The sequence below is a fragment of the Marinobacter sp. LV10R510-11A genome, assembly GCF_900215155.1.
Lineage (GTDB): Bacteria > Pseudomonadota > Gammaproteobacteria > Pseudomonadales > Oleiphilaceae > Marinobacter.
On the sequence record NZ_LT907980.1, the window covers coordinates 342634 to 355493 of the forward strand.

General features: G+C 54.6%; 16 protein-coding genes and 1 pseudogene. 15 read left to right on the plus strand and 2 right to left on the minus strand.

Going from position 1 to position 12860, the window contains the following annotated elements; all coding sequences use genetic code 11:
• Positions 1–34 precede the first annotated feature (34 nt).
• The 14 genes and pseudogenes from CPH80_RS01730 to flhB all read left to right on the plus strand — a co-directional run bounded on the left by CPH80_RS01730 (position 35) and on the right by flhB (position 8445).
• Positions 35–340: an STAS domain-containing protein gene (locus CPH80_RS01730; RefSeq protein WP_096275322.1), complete on the plus strand. Its 306-nt coding sequence runs from the start codon at positions 35–37 to the stop codon at positions 338–340.
• A 24-nt stretch (positions 341–364) separates the two neighbouring features.
• Entirely contained in the window at positions 365–496 is a 132-nt protein-coding gene (locus tag CPH80_RS22875; RefSeq protein WP_264754809.1) for a hypothetical protein, read from the plus strand.
• A pseudogene (locus tag CPH80_RS23250) lies at positions 489–650 on the plus strand (hypothetical protein); the annotation flags it as partial. The gene CPH80_RS22875 and the pseudogene CPH80_RS23250, both read left to right, overlap by 8 nt.
• The gene (locus CPH80_RS01735; RefSeq protein ID WP_413772281.1) at positions 651–1070 is read left to right on the plus strand and encodes an ATP-binding protein; all 420 of its coding nucleotides are present in this window, start codon (positions 651–653) and stop codon (positions 1068–1070) included.
• Between the two features lie 33 nt (positions 1071–1103).
• Positions 1104–1460 (plus strand): Hpt domain-containing protein, encoded by a 357-nt coding sequence (locus tag CPH80_RS01740; RefSeq protein WP_096275324.1) that lies wholly within the window; start codon positions 1104–1106, stop codon positions 1458–1460.
• Positions 1461–1585: 125 nt separating this feature from the next.
• A complete protein-coding gene (locus CPH80_RS01745) occupies positions 1586–2737 on the plus strand; it encodes a flagellar hook-length control protein FliK (RefSeq protein ID WP_096275325.1) in 1152 nt (383 codons plus the stop codon).
• 173 nt (positions 2738–2910) lie between these two features.
• Positions 2911–3420, plus strand: coding sequence for a flagellar basal body-associated protein FliL (gene fliL, locus CPH80_RS01750; RefSeq protein WP_096275326.1), 510 nt, complete (start codon positions 2911–2913; stop codon positions 3418–3420).
• Between the two features lie 53 nt (positions 3421–3473).
• Positions 3474–4472: a flagellar motor switch protein FliM gene (fliM, locus tag CPH80_RS01755; protein ID WP_096275327.1), complete on the plus strand. Its 999-nt coding sequence runs from the start codon at positions 3474–3476 to the stop codon at positions 4470–4472.
• Positions 4465–4968 carry a flagellar motor switch protein FliN gene (fliN, locus tag CPH80_RS01760; RefSeq protein ID WP_096275328.1) on the plus strand — a complete coding sequence of 168 codons (504 nt, stop codon included), beginning with the start codon at positions 4465–4467 and terminating at the stop codon, positions 4966–4968. Before fliM ends, fliN begins: the two co-directional genes overlap by 8 nt.
• A 1-nt stretch (position 4969) precedes the next feature.
• Positions 4970–5425 (plus strand): flagellar biosynthetic protein FliO, encoded by a 456-nt coding sequence (fliO, locus tag CPH80_RS01765; protein WP_096275329.1) that lies wholly within the window; start codon positions 4970–4972, stop codon positions 5423–5425.
• A gap of 8 nt (positions 5426–5433) precedes the next feature.
• The gene (gene fliP / locus CPH80_RS01770; RefSeq protein ID WP_096275330.1) at positions 5434–6198 is read left to right on the plus strand and encodes a flagellar type III secretion system pore protein FliP; all 765 of its coding nucleotides are present in this window, start codon (positions 5434–5436) and stop codon (positions 6196–6198) included.
• A 27-nt stretch (positions 6199–6225) separates the two neighbouring features.
• Positions 6226–6495: a flagellar biosynthesis protein FliQ gene (fliQ, locus tag CPH80_RS01775; protein WP_096275331.1), complete on the plus strand. Its 270-nt coding sequence runs from the start codon at positions 6226–6228 to the stop codon at positions 6493–6495.
• 3 nt (positions 6496–6498) lie between these two features.
• Positions 6499–7284 carry a flagellar biosynthetic protein FliR gene (fliR, locus tag CPH80_RS01780; protein WP_096275332.1) on the plus strand — a complete coding sequence of 262 codons (786 nt, stop codon included), beginning with the start codon at positions 6499–6501 and terminating at the stop codon, positions 7282–7284.
• Positions 7285–7311: 27 nt separating this feature from the next.
• Positions 7312–8445 carry a flagellar biosynthesis protein FlhB gene (gene flhB / locus CPH80_RS01785; RefSeq protein WP_096275333.1) on the plus strand — a complete coding sequence of 378 codons (1134 nt, stop codon included), beginning with the start codon at positions 7312–7314 and terminating at the stop codon, positions 8443–8445.
• An 83-nt stretch (positions 8446–8528) separates the two neighbouring features.
• Here the strand turns inward: flhB and CPH80_RS01790 are convergent, their stop codons facing one another.
• Positions 8529–9785 carry a uracil-xanthine permease family protein gene (locus tag CPH80_RS01790; protein ID WP_096275334.1) on the minus strand — a complete coding sequence of 419 codons (1257 nt, stop codon included), beginning with the start codon at positions 9783–9785 and terminating at the stop codon, positions 8529–8531.
• A 2-nt stretch (positions 9786–9787) separates the two neighbouring features.
• Positions 9788–10426: a uracil phosphoribosyltransferase gene (gene upp, locus CPH80_RS01795; RefSeq protein WP_096275335.1), complete on the minus strand. Its 639-nt coding sequence runs from the start codon at positions 10424–10426 to the stop codon at positions 9788–9790.
• A gap of 226 nt (positions 10427–10652) precedes the next feature.
• Between upp and flhA the strand changes: the two genes are divergently transcribed.
• Positions 10653–12830 (plus strand): flagellar biosynthesis protein FlhA, encoded by a 2178-nt coding sequence (flhA, locus tag CPH80_RS01800; RefSeq protein WP_096275336.1) that lies wholly within the window; start codon positions 10653–10655, stop codon positions 12828–12830.
• The last annotated feature ends 30 nt before the right edge of the window (positions 12831–12860 follow it).

Here is a 12860-nt window from a genome sequence, read left to right on the forward strand (position 1 = left end):
GATGCTTCAGCGAATACCACCGGAGGTTTTGCGGATGCCGATTGAAACCCGCAGCAGTCACGACGGTCAAACCCTGATTATCAAAATAGAAGGGCGCTTTGACTTCAGTACCCATCAGACGTTTCGCGATGCATACGAGCATGGCGGTAAAGATGTCGGCGGCTATGTTGTGGATTTGTCAGACGCGACTTACCTCGACAGTTCCGCGCTAGGCATGTTGCTCCTGTTGAGGGACTATGCCGGGGGTGACAATGCCAGCATAGCCATTGAGAACTGCAACAACGATGTCCGCAAAATTCTAACCATTTCCAATTTCGAGCAGCTGTTCACCATCCGGTGATTGCTCAGGCCGCTGGAACCGTTCATGGAAGAGTCTGCAGCAGAAAGTGGCCCCCTGAAAATACTCATTGCGGACGACAACGATAGTGACCACCTGATACTGAAGGCGCTGCTCAGGCGTCTTGGGCACGATGTTCTGCTGTGCTGTTATGGTTGAAGCGAATTTTGAGCTCAATCAACTAAATATTTGGAATGGCGGCTTGCCCGATATGTGGTTGATTCGGTCGTGTACGGAGCGGTCTATTCTGCCATCTCGACATTTACCGCTGGGTATTCTAGATGCTGAGCAGTTTAACGCTGAAATGATACCCGTGAGATCTCAGCCCGGTGACCGGTTGTTGTTAATGACCGATGGCGTGCGCCGTGCGGTCGAAAGCGCGGGCTCTGATGGGCATCCGTTCGATGCGCTGATGAATGGAATACAGAGGTTTACCGGGCATCGCTACTATTTCGAGCGCGCCGCGCGCTTGGACAGAGTGAGCGGCCATTATATTCGGTTCAGCTTTTATCACGAACTTATGCACTGGGGTGGGCGTTTGAGTATTGTTTGTGAAGACAGCGGTCGAGGGTTTGATTTCCAGAGGCATCCGGTACTGCAATCCACGGAGATGGCGCAGAGCGGCGCCCGTTATGGGGGCCGGGGCTTGGCTTTGTTAAAGCGGCTAGCGAAATCTATCAGGTTTCACGAACAGGGGAATCGGGTGGAAATCGTTTATGATTGGTACCTTTAATTAGCACTTTTAACAGATACAAGGGAGTTGGTCATGGTTGATAAGCCACACCTTGATGAAGAAGCTCTGGCAGAGCTTCAGGACGTAATGGAAGACGAGTTTGAGATGCTGATCCAAACCTATCTTAAAGACTCACGTGAGCGAATCGAGAGCCTGAAGGCGGCGATGAATGAGGGGGAGGCAGATGCCTTTGCCAAGACTGCCCACAGTTTTAAGGGTAGTTGTATCAACATCGGGGCTCCGCGTCTTGGAGAGCTGTGTCGGGAAGCGGAAAAAACCGGACAGGACGAACGCCTGAGTGACGCGCCCCCCTTGCTGGACGCCATTGAGGCGGAGTTTCAGCAAGTGATAGATGGCCTTCACACGTTGATGGCGCGCGGCGCCGGATAAAATTATTAGGCAACGACAGAATCTGGCTGGCATTGCTTTTGCAACTGTTTTGGAAACCGCCTGCAAAGCAGTCTTGAAATGGACTGAATCAGGCATCTACGGATCAAAAGCGGCAAGAGGTTGCCATGACACAGATGGTTCTTCCCCAGACTCCTGCGCCAGGGATGCAGAATGATGCCGGTGCACCAAAAACCGGTTCCGGTCGTGACAGTGGTGCGGGTGAAAGCCGGTACGACTCCGTCTCCCGTGCGGAGCAGAAACGTCTCGATCGCCAGCAATCCGAACGTAATGACGAGGCCCGGCAAGCCGACGCCAAAAACGCCAGAAAAGAAGACAGTGCGCAGTCAGCGAGCCAGGCCGAGCCGGCCCGAAAAACTGGCGAATCTGGCAACGGCGGCAAGGCCGCCGCAAAGGACGAAGGCCATGTGGCTGTTGAAGAGGCGGTTAATGAGGCTGTCGGGAAGGGTGCGGAGACAGCGCCTGAAATGGAAGCCTTAACAACTCCGCTGACCTTTACCCAGTTGCAGGCCTTGTTACAGCCCGCCACTGGGCAGGCGACAGTGGCCGGGGGTGCAGCCGGCCTGGCCGCGAATAATCCAGTACTAATGCAGGGCGCGGGGCTTGTTGAAGGTAAGCCTGGGCAGGCTGGGACAGGTGGATTGATGGCCGGCTTGCAACTAATGCCGGCAGCTGGAGAAAAAGCGGGTGCCAAGGACCCCTCCAGCCTGCTGACCGGCACCCGGTTTGAATCCGCTATAGATTTGGTTTCTCAGCAAAGCACCAACACCTCCGGCAAACTGGCGACAGAAACGCAAGTGCCCCTGAGGAGTTACGCGACATCGGTGGATGTGCCTGTAAACCACGCAGAATGGGGGGACAAACTGATGGGAAAACTCAGCTGGCTCACAGCCAAAAATCTGTCGGTTGCTGAGATTCATCTCACTCCGCCTGACATGGGGCCGATGGAAGTCCGTGTTCGCGTCCAAAACGATCAGGCCAGCATCACTGTCCACACTGCGAACCCGGTGGTTCGGGATCAGCTGGAACTGCATTCGCACCGGCTTCGTGACATGCTGGGTGAGCAGGGGCTTTCTCTAGCTCAGTTCGACGTCTCCAGCAACTCCCAGAACCAGTCGGGAGAGCAGGGTACAGGCGACGGAGAAGGTTCTTCTCCCGGCTCAGGTACTGCGCTTTCAGCTGTCGAAGGTGGTGGTGAGGAGATGCAGGCCGGCAGTCTTGATCTGAGTTGGAACGGCGCCGTCGATATTTTTGCCTGAGCGGTATTGCCGTAACTGAGCATTACTCGCTAATCCCCCGTTTGCCCATCCCCCCTTGCGACGCTAAACTGCGGTTCTGAGTGGAGGGTTGGGCCTTCTGGCCCGCCCTTTGCAGTCAATCTTTAAAAGTCATGGAAAACGACCTTCATTGACGGATTTCTGGCGAAAACACTATGGCAGAAAACAGCACAGCTGAGGCAGTACCGGCCAAAAAAGGTAAACTGAAGCTCATCATCCTTCTTACCGTTGTGGTGATACTGGCGGTTGCCCTGTCGGTCGGGGGAACCCTGTGGTTCATTGGTGGCGGCCTACCCGGAATGGGTGACGATGCCGGGTCGGAAGGTGAGGTGGCAGAAGAGTCCTTTACACCCAGCGTTTATCTGGCAATCGAAAAAGCTCTGGTAACGACGGTTCAGGGTGAGGGGCGTCAACGTTACGTCCAGGCTTACGTGGCCTTCGGGGCAACAGATCCGCAGGCACTAACTGCAGCCAAGCTGCACTTGCCTTTGATACGCAGTCAGTTGGTGATGCAACTTAGTAATAGCAGCTTTACGGAATTGCAGACGCCGGAAGGCCGGCAGGGTTTGGCTGACAATATGCTGGCCACGGTTAATCAGGTGCTGGAGCAGGAAGGTGAGCCCGCAGTTAACCAGGTGCTGTTTAGGAACTTCGTGGTGCAGTAGGTTGTGTAATAGAGCCCACACAAGGGCAAAGCTTTTCAGCGGCAGGACAAAGTATGCAGGATTTACTGTCACAAGATGAAATTGATGCGCTCCTCCACGGCGTGGATGACGGTGACGTTGATACTGATGAAGAAGCTGACGGGACCGGCATAAAAGATTACGACCTCGCCAGTCAGGATCGTATTGTCCGTGGCCGGATGCCTACGCTGGAAATGATCAACGAGCGCTTTGCCCGTTACACTCGGATCAGCCTTTTTAACCTGCTGCGCCGCAATGCCGATGTCTCCACTGGCGGCGTCCAGATCATGAAATTTGGCGAATACATCCACACCCTTTACGTGCCCACCAGCCTGAACCTGTGCAAGATTCGCCCGTTGCGGGGAACCTCGCTTTTTGTTCTCGACGCCAAGCTGGTTTTCAAACTGGTAGATAACTTTTTCGGAGGTGAAGGCAGGCACGCCAAGATTGAAGGGCGCGAATTTACCCCCACCGAAACACGCATTGTGCAGATGGTGCTTAACCAGGTTTTCCATGACATGCAGGAAGCGTGGCAAGCGGTTCTTAAGGTGGATTTTGAATACCTCAGTTCTGAGGTTAATCCGGCCATGGCGAACATTGTCAGCCCGAGTGAAGTGGTGGTGGTCAGCACGTTCCATATAGAGCTGGATGGTGGTGGTGGCGAACTGCATTTCGCCTTACCGTATTCGATGATTGAACCGATCCGAGAAGTGCTCGATTCTGGTGTGCAAAGCGACGTTGATGACGTGGACGAGCGCTGGGTTGATGCGCTGCAGGAAGATATCAAAGAGGTCGATGTCCCGGTAAATACGACGGTTTGTCGACGCCGGATTTCCCTGAGAGATATCGCCAAGCTGAAAGCCGGCGATATTATACCGGTAGAGGTGCCCGAGTATCTGACAGTCACCGCCAACGGCATTCCTATTTATACGGCAACCATGGGAACCCGAGACGGAAAACTGGCGCTGAGAATTCATGAGCGGGCGACACGCCCCAAGGTTAAAAAACAACTGAAGGTAGGACGCAATGGCTGACGACAATAAAGACGGTCAGGAGCTGAGCGAGGACGAAAAGCTGGCAGCAGAATGGGAAGCGGCCATGGACGAGTCCGGTGATGAAGGCTCCGAAGAGTCACCGGACGATGAGCCGGCTCAGGCTACGAAAAAGGCCGGTGACGATTCTGGTGAGAGCACCGCCAGTAATGTGCGTGCAGCGCCTATGGAAGAGTTCGAAGAAGGCGACTTGGCGACTCCGGGCGGTGGGACACCACCAGATCTGGATGTGATTCTGGATATTCCTGTCAGCATCTCCATGGAGGTGGGCAATACCCAGATACCCATTCGCAACCTTCTGCAGCTGAACCAGGGCTCAGTGATTGAGTTGGATCGGTTGGCAGGTGAGCCACTGGACGTGTTGGTTAATGGCACGCTCATCGCCCATGGCGAGGTGGTTATGGTTAACGAAAAGTTCGGCATCCGCCTGACCGATGTGATCAGCCCGGGCGAACGCATCAAGCGGCTGCAAAAATAATATGTATATAAAAACAGCAGGTGCGTCACTGTTCTTATTGGTCGCACCTGTGATCGCAGAAGAAACGGCTAAAGCCCCACAGAGCGCGGCGGTTAAAGCTACGGGCAATGCTCCGGATACTATGGGCACCTTGCTTAGCCTAGGTGCCGGCTTGCTGGCGGTGATCGCGATTATCTATGGCTGTGCTTGGATCATTCGCCGGATGAACGGCATGACAGGTATGAATAACAATGCCATCAAGGTGGTCTCCGTGATGGCCATAGGATCCCGGGAGCGCATCGCCCTGATTGAAGTGGGTGGTCAGCAGATACTTTTGGGGATCACTCCATCTGCAATACGGACGCTACAGGTCTTTGAGGAGCCGGTTGTGGATACCAGCAATGCGAATACCGGAGACTTTGCTAAGCGCCTGCAAAGTATGATTGGCAAATCCTGGACGGCTCCGAACAAGGAATGATTAGCCCTATGATGGTGGCAACACTCAAACGATCCATTCCGCTCTTTGTTGTGCTCGCAGGCCTATTCTGGGCGCCATTAGCGTTCGCAGACCTGCCGGGTATCCCTGCGTTTACGGTTCAGCCCGGTGAGGGCGAAGGCGTTGAGGAATACACGGTAACTCTGCAGATTTTGGCATTAATGACCGCGCTGACCTTCCTGCCGGCCATGCTGATGATGATGACTTCCTTCACCCGCATCATCGTGGTGTTTGCGATTTTACGGCAGGCAATAGGCCTGCAGGGCACGCCCTCAAACCAGATATTGCTCGGCCTAGCTTTGTTTCTCAGTATTTTTATCATGAAGCCAGTACTTGAAGAAGCTAACCAGGTGGGGCTACAGCCGTATCTGCAGGAGGAAGTGACGTCTCTGGAAGCTGTCGAACTTGCCAGTGCACCCTTTAAGGAATTCATGCTGGGGCAGACCCGAGAAGACGACCTAGCGCTATTCATGCGTATTGCAGACGTTCAGTACGATACAGCGCAGGACGTCTCTTTCTGGATTCTGATGCCCGCCTTCGTAACTAGCGAGCTTAAAACGGCGTTCCAGATAGGGTTTATACTGTTCATACCGTTTCTGATTCTCGACATGGTTGTCGCCAGTGTACTGATGGCTATGGGTATGATGATGCTGTCACCCATCATCATCTCGCTACCGTTCAAGATCATGCTGTTTGTTTTGGTGGATGGCTGGGCCCTGATTATGGGTACGCTGGCTGCCAGTTATGGGATATAGGCCGGTTATCAAATACAGGAGAGCGCCATGACTCCGGAAACCGTTATCGACATCATCCGGGAAGCCTTGTGGATGATTGTTCTCTTTGCCTCCGTGATCATTGGGCCTGGCTTGGTGATTGGCCTGGTGGTCAGTACCTTTCAGGCTGCCACCCAAATTAACGAACAAACCCTCAGTTTTCTGCCGCGGCTGTTGGTAACGCTCATCGCGCTCATTGTCCTGGGGCCGTGGCTGTTGACCAAGCTTCTGGACTATGCGCACGGACTTATCTCCCGTATTCCTTACCTGATTGGCTAATTCATGACCCCTGCGGAAATCAATGCAGATATGCTCGGCCAATGGGTTGGGCAGTATCTTTGGCCACTGTTCCGCTTGGCCAGCTTTTTGATGGTCATTCCCATTTTTGGTACCCAACTGGTGCCTGCCAGGGTGCGCTTGGGGCTTGCGCTGTTAATGACCATATTGATCGTGCCCATGATCCCAGAAGTGCCGCGGGTTGAAGCCCTGAGCGCCGATGCGGTTGTCATTACCTTGCAACAGATTCTGATTGGCGTAGGTATGGGGTTCGCTCTGACTGCGCTCTGGCAACTGTTCGTCGTTGCCGGCCAGATGATTGCCATGCAAATGGGCCTGGGCTTCGCCTCCATGGTCGACCCTGCCAACGGCGTTAACGTACCTGTGCTGTCGCAAATCTACACCATTACTGTCACCTTGCTGTTCCTGGCCATGAACGGCCATCTTGTGGCATTTGAAATCTTTATCGAAAGTTTCCGAACAATGCCTATTGGCATGGAAGGTCTGGGCCAGGTAGGTGTATGGGAGTTGGCGCACCGTATAAGCTGGATGTTCACCTCCGCCATGTTGCTAGCGTTGCCGGCAGTGACCGCCGTACTCATCGTCAGCATATCCTTTGGCGTAATGACCCGAGCGGCCCCCCAGATGAACATTTTTGCGTTAGGCTTTCCGATTGGCCTGATGTTTGGATTGTTTGCTATATGGGTGCTGCACGCCAATTTCTTGCCGCACTTCCAAGAATACACCCGGCAAACCTTTGAGTTTATGAGGGGCTTGCAAGGACAGCCTTAGCGAGCCTGATACCCCAAGAGTCAAAATATGGCTGAAGACGACAATAGTCAGGAGAAAACCGAAGAGGCCACCCCCAAAAAGATCGAAAAATCCAAGGAGGATGGTCAGACTGCCCGATCAAAAGAGCTGGCCACCATGGCCGTATTGATCGCTGGCGCCGGCGGCCTATTGATGTTTGGCACTCAACTGGGGGCCTCCATGGAAGCCATCATGCGTGATAGTTTCACCTTGGAACGCTCTGCCATATTCGACACCCGGCACATGAGTGTTCAGCTGTTGGCTTCCGCCAAAGAAGCCGCTTGGGCACTTGCGCCAATCTTATTACTCCTGATCATCGCCGCCATTGCCGGTTCTATCGGCATAGGCGGTTTGCTGTTTAGTGGCAAGGCCATAGCCCCTAAACTTAACCGCATGGACCCCATGAAAGGCTTGGGCCGGATGTTCTCCGCGCGCTCCCTGATTGAGCTGGTCAAAGCCATCGCCAAAGTCGGGCTGGTTATGACGCTAGCTATTCTCATACTGAATGCCCGTACCGAAGACCTGCTCTCAATCGCGGATGAGCCCGCGATGCCCGCCATGGAGCACGTACTCTGGACACTGGGCTGGAGCTTCTTTTTGCTCTCCTGCGCCACCATCATCATTGCGCTGATAGACGTGCCGTTCCAGATCTTCGATCATCAGAAAAAGCTGCGGATGACCAAGCAGGAAGTTAAAGACGAACACAAAGATTCTGAAGGCAAGCCTGAGGTCAAAGGCAAAATCCGCCAGCTTCAACGCGAAATGTCCCAGCGTCGTATGATGCAGGACGTGCCCACTGCCGACGTGGTTATTACCAACCCGACCCACTATGCGGTGGCCTTGAAGTACAACCCCGACTCCATGGGCGCGCCCATGGTCGTGGCCAAAGGCAATGATCAAACCGCCTTCAAGATCATGGAAATCGCCCGTGAGCACAAAGTCGAAATCCTTCGCACGCCACCGTTAACTCGTGCTGTTTATCACAACAGCGAGATAGGTGACGAAATCCCCGATGGCTTATACATGGCCATCGCGCAAGTGCTGGCATACGTGTTCCAGCTCCGACAGTTCCGCAAGGGGCGCGGCGAGAAGCCTGGTATGCCTGACTTCCCAATACCTTCGGACTTGCGGCGGGATATTTGATTTGGTTTCTAGCCTGCAGGGATCAAAATAATAGGCTGCCTACAGACATGCACCAGCGCCAGAAGGCACCATAGGAGTTATTGTTAGTCTTCTTTGTGCTCGTAAATCGCCTTGCCCCAGGCATCCCGGCTGCCGGGGAGTACCAAGTTCAGAATAATGGCGGCCACCGCACACAGCGCGATACCCTCAAGGTGGCCGAGAACCATGCCGCCGATACCGAACACCAGCGTCACACCCACGATAACCAGATTCCGTGCCTGGGATAGATCCACCTGGTGTCGAATCAGCGTGCTCATACCCACCACTGCAATGGAACCGAACAGCAGGCACAGAATGCCGCCCATAACCGGCACCGGAATCGTTTGCAGAACCGCGCCGAATTTGCCCACAAAGGCCAGCACGATGGCAGTGCAAGCAGCCCACCACATCACCTTCGGGTTAAAGTTACGGGTTAGCATCACCGCGCCGGTCACCTCAGAGTAAGTCGTGTTGGGTGGCCCGCCTAGCAAAGCCGCAGCGCTGGTAGCCAGGCCATCGCCTAGGAGCGTGCGGTGCAGGCCCGGCTTCTCGAGATAGTTTTTGCGGGTAACATTGCCAATCGCCAGAATGTCGCCGATATGCTCAATCGCCGGCGCAATGGCAACCGGAATCATGAACAGGATGGCGCCCCAGCTGAACTCAGGTGCCACAAAGTTGGGAACCGCGAGCCAGGCCGCCTGCTGAATCGGGGTGGTATCAACAATGCCTGCGAAAGCGGACAGGATATAACCGACAATCACACCAAACATGATCGGAATCAGCCGGAAGATACCCTTGGACCAGACTGACGCAACAATGGTCACGGTCAGCGAGATCATCGCAATCCAAAGTGCCGTGTTCTGCGGGATTAGCTGCACGCTCCCATCGCCGGTGCGGCCCGAAGACATATGTACCGCGAGTGGCGCCAGCCCTAGGCCAATCACCATAATAACCGGCCCGATAACCACAGGGGGCAGCAGGCGCGTTACAAAGCCGGTGCCGCGCAGCCGTATTGCGCCGCTAAGCAGGATATAAAGAATACCCGCAGCCATCAGCCCGCCCATGGTTTCCTCAAGGCCGAACCTACCCTTGGAAGCAATAACCGGTGCGATAAACGCAAAGGATGAGGCCAGGAAGATCGGAATCTGACCCCCGGTTACAATATGAAAAATCAGCGTGCCAAGGCCAGCGGTAAAGAGCGCAACGTTGGGGTCGAGGCCGGTGAGCAGTGGCATAAGCACCAGTGCGCCAAAGGCCACAAGCAGCATTTGTGAGCCAGCGAGCGCCTGTTTCCAAGTTGAGTCGTTAGTATGGTCTTCCATGATCAAACGTCCTTTTGCTTGGTGCCGAATATTTTGTCGCCGGCGTCACCAAGCCCGGGCAGGATATAGCCTTTCTCATTCAGGCAGTCGTCTACAGACGCTGTATAGATGGACGCATCAGGGTGCTTGTCTAGCACGTTCTTAATGCCTTCTGGCGCCGCCACCAGCACCAGCGCACGAATTTCAGTGCTGCCGGCTTTCTTGAGTACGTCGATGGTGGAAATCATCGAACCACCTGTGGCAACCATCGGGTCAACGATCAGCGCCATACGCTGGTCTAGTTCACCGACCAGCTTTTCCAGATAGGTGCTGGCTTCCAGAGTTTCCTCATCACGAATCTGGCCCACCACGCTTACTCTTGCTACAGGAATCAGGCTCAGAACCCCATCCAACATACCCAGGCCTGCCCGCAGGATGGGGACGATGGTGATTTTCTTGCCGTGGATCTGTTCCACAGTCACCGGCCCGGCCCAGCCCTCAATGGTCTTTTCTTGAAGGCTGAAATCCTTCGTGGCTTCGTAGGTGAGCAGCGCGCCGACTTCCTGTGCCAGTTCACGGAAGTTCTTAGTGCTGATGTCGGCACGGCGCATTAGGCCGAGTTTGTGTTGAATCAGGGGGTGTTTTACCTCGTGGATCGGCATGGGCTCACCTGTTTTTGGGTCTGGGGTTGTGGGATTCAGTATCGCTTTTAAGCGGCGCAAGGATACCGCATCTTACAAGGTGAGTCAGGCAGGCCAAGCCACCTCTCGAACGAAAAACGGAACACAGTGGTATGGATCTTGCGGTAACACAGTGAAAGACACGTTGGCGTCAGAATCTCGACCTTCAAAACGCCTTCAGAAACAGTGAATCGGAGATGCTTAGGGTATGGACAAAGCTTTACTCCTTAATAACGTCAAATTCCTGACGCGTGGCAACCTCGGCGTACCCATTATGTTGATGGGTTTGTTGGGCATGATGATACTGCCCATGCCCGCCTTTTTGTTGGACGTATTCTTCACGTTCAACATTACGCTCTCGATTGTCATTCTGCTTGTGTGCGTTTACGCACTGCGGCCGATGGAATTTGCGTCCTTCCCAACCGTGTTGCTGGTGGCAACCCTGTTGCGCCTGGCGCTCAACGTGGCTTCTACCCGGATTGTGCTGCTGGAAGGGCACGAGGGGGGCGATGCTGCGGGTAAGGTTATCGAATCTTTTGGTGCGGTTCTGATCGGTGGCAACTACGCGGTCGGCTTGGTGGTGTTCGCCATTTTGATGATCATTAACTTCCTGGTGGTCACAAAAGGTGCGGGCCGGGTTTCGGAGGTAAGCGCACGGTTTACCCTAGATGCAATGCCGGGCAAGCAGATGGCTATTGATGCCGATCTGAACGCGGGCCTGGTTAATCAGGATGAAGCCAAGCTCCGGCGTGAGGATATAGCACAGGAGGCAGATTTCTACGGCTCCATGGACGGTGCCTCCAAGTTTGTGAAGGGTGATGCCGTTGCTAGCCTGTTGATACTGGCCATCAATATTATTGGGGGTGTCGCCATTGGTATGCTCCAGCACGACCTTGATTTCGGCCTCGCCATGGAGCGCTACGCGCTGCTCACCATAGGTGATGGCTTGGTTGCCCAGATTCCGTCACTGCTGCTTTCTACCTCTGCTGCGATCATGGTTACCCGGGTGAGTACCAGCCAGGATATGGGCGGGCAGATTCTTCAGCAGCTGTTCAATGCGCCCAAGGCTCTGGCGATTGCGGCGAGCATTCTTATTCTCCTGGGCTTGATTCCTGGGATGCCCCATGTGGCATTTCTTGGGCTTGGGGGTCTCGCTGCCGCAGGCGCTTGGTTTATCTGGAATAAAGATAGGCAGACCGTGGAAGATGGAGGTGCGTTCCCCGGTCGAGGCGCCGGTGCTCTGGCCGGCTCTGGGGGCCGTGATGCACCGCTGGCCGGTGATGCCGGTGGCGACCCCGGCCGCCAGTTACCTGCGCCGGGAGAAACCCGGGAGCTGGGTTGGGACGACGTGGCAACGGTGGATATCGTCGGGTTAGAAGTCGGCTACCGCCTTATACCACTGGTTGATAAATCCCAGGGTGGGCAACTGTTAAGCCGTATAAAGGGCGTGCGTAAAAAGCTGTCGCAAGACATGGGCTTCCTTATGCCCTCCGTACACATTCGCGACAACCTGGACCTCATGCCCAATGTGTACCGCATCACGTTGATGGGCGTAACCATCGCAGAGGCAGACATTCACCCCGACCGCGAGTTGGCAATCGACCCAGGCCAAGTGTTCGGAAAAATAGAAGGTATTGAAGGCAAGGACCCCGCCTTTGGTCTGGATGCGAGCTGGATTGAGCCAGAGAAAAAAGACCAAGCCCAAACGCTGGGTTATACGGTGGTGGATGCCAGCACCGTGGTGGCTACGCACCTGAACCAGGTACTGCAAAAACATGCTCATGAATTGTTGGGCCACGAAGAAGTTCAAAAATGGCTGGATCAGCTGGAAAAAGCTTCGCCTAAGCTGGCGGAAGAGCTGGTGCCAACCACGATGTCCATCAGCCTGCTGTTGAAGGTGCTGCAGAACCTGCTCAAAGAAGAGGTGCCCATTCGGGATATGCGCTCCATTGCCGAAGCCATGGTGAACGTGCACCCCAAGAGTCAGGACCCAAGGCTGCTGACCACTGTGGCGCGTCAGGCGCTGCGACGGATGATTATTCAGAGCATCTGTGGCAGTGATCCGGAGATACCTGTTATTACCTTAGATCCAGATCTGGAACAGTTATTGCTTAAGTCTGTTCAGCAGAGTCAACAATCTGGCGGCCAGGAGGATATAGGCATGGTTCTGGAGCCGAATATGGTGGAAAAGCTGCAGCGCTCTCTGCAAGACAGCGTTCAGCGCCAGGAAGTGCTTGGTAAACCCGCCATCCTGCTGGTATCTGGCCCCTTAAGGCCGGTGCTCGCAAAGTTTGCAAGTTTCGGTGTGGAGCGGCTGCACGTGCTCTCCTACCAGGAAATACCGGATAACAAGCAAATTACGATCGTGGCGTCCGTGGGCCAATAAGCACGCGGATGAAAGAACGGACAGCGCGGG

Coding starts and splice junctions, on each gene's coding strand:
- CPH80_RS01730 (WP_096275322.1), top strand. CDS start 35: ATGCCGATTGAAACCCGCAGCAGTCACGACGGTCAAACCCTGATTATC.
- CPH80_RS22875 (WP_264754809.1), top strand. CDS start 365: ATGGAAGAGTCTGCAGCAGAAAGTGGCCCCCTGAAAATACTCATTGCG.
- CPH80_RS01740 (WP_096275324.1), top strand. CDS start 1,104: ATGGTTGATAAGCCACACCTTGATGAAGAAGCTCTGGCAGAGCTTCAG.
- CPH80_RS01745 (WP_096275325.1), top strand. CDS start 1,586: ATGACACAGATGGTTCTTCCCCAGACTCCTGCGCCAGGGATGCAGAAT.
- fliL (WP_096275326.1), top strand. CDS start 2,911: ATGGCAGAAAACAGCACAGCTGAGGCAGTACCGGCCAAAAAAGGTAAA.
- fliM (WP_096275327.1), top strand. CDS start 3,474: ATGCAGGATTTACTGTCACAAGATGAAATTGATGCGCTCCTCCACGGC.
- fliN (WP_096275328.1), top strand. CDS start 4,465: ATGGCTGACGACAATAAAGACGGTCAGGAGCTGAGCGAGGACGAAAAG.
- fliO (WP_096275329.1), top strand. CDS start 4,970: ATGTATATAAAAACAGCAGGTGCGTCACTGTTCTTATTGGTCGCACCT.
- fliP (WP_096275330.1), top strand. CDS start 5,434: ATGATGGTGGCAACACTCAAACGATCCATTCCGCTCTTTGTTGTGCTC.
- fliQ (WP_096275331.1), top strand. CDS start 6,226: ATGACTCCGGAAACCGTTATCGACATCATCCGGGAAGCCTTGTGGATG.
- fliR (WP_096275332.1), top strand. CDS start 6,499: ATGACCCCTGCGGAAATCAATGCAGATATGCTCGGCCAATGGGTTGGG.
- flhB (WP_096275333.1), top strand. CDS start 7,312: ATGGCTGAAGACGACAATAGTCAGGAGAAAACCGAAGAGGCCACCCCC.
- CPH80_RS01790 (WP_096275334.1), bottom strand. CDS start 9,785: ATGGAAGACCATACTAACGACTCAACTTGGAAACAGGCGCTCGCTGGC.
- upp (WP_096275335.1), bottom strand. CDS start 10,426: ATGCCGATCCACGAGGTAAAACACCCCCTGATTCAACACAAACTCGGC.
- flhA (WP_096275336.1), top strand. CDS start 10,653: ATGGACAAAGCTTTACTCCTTAATAACGTCAAATTCCTGACGCGTGGC.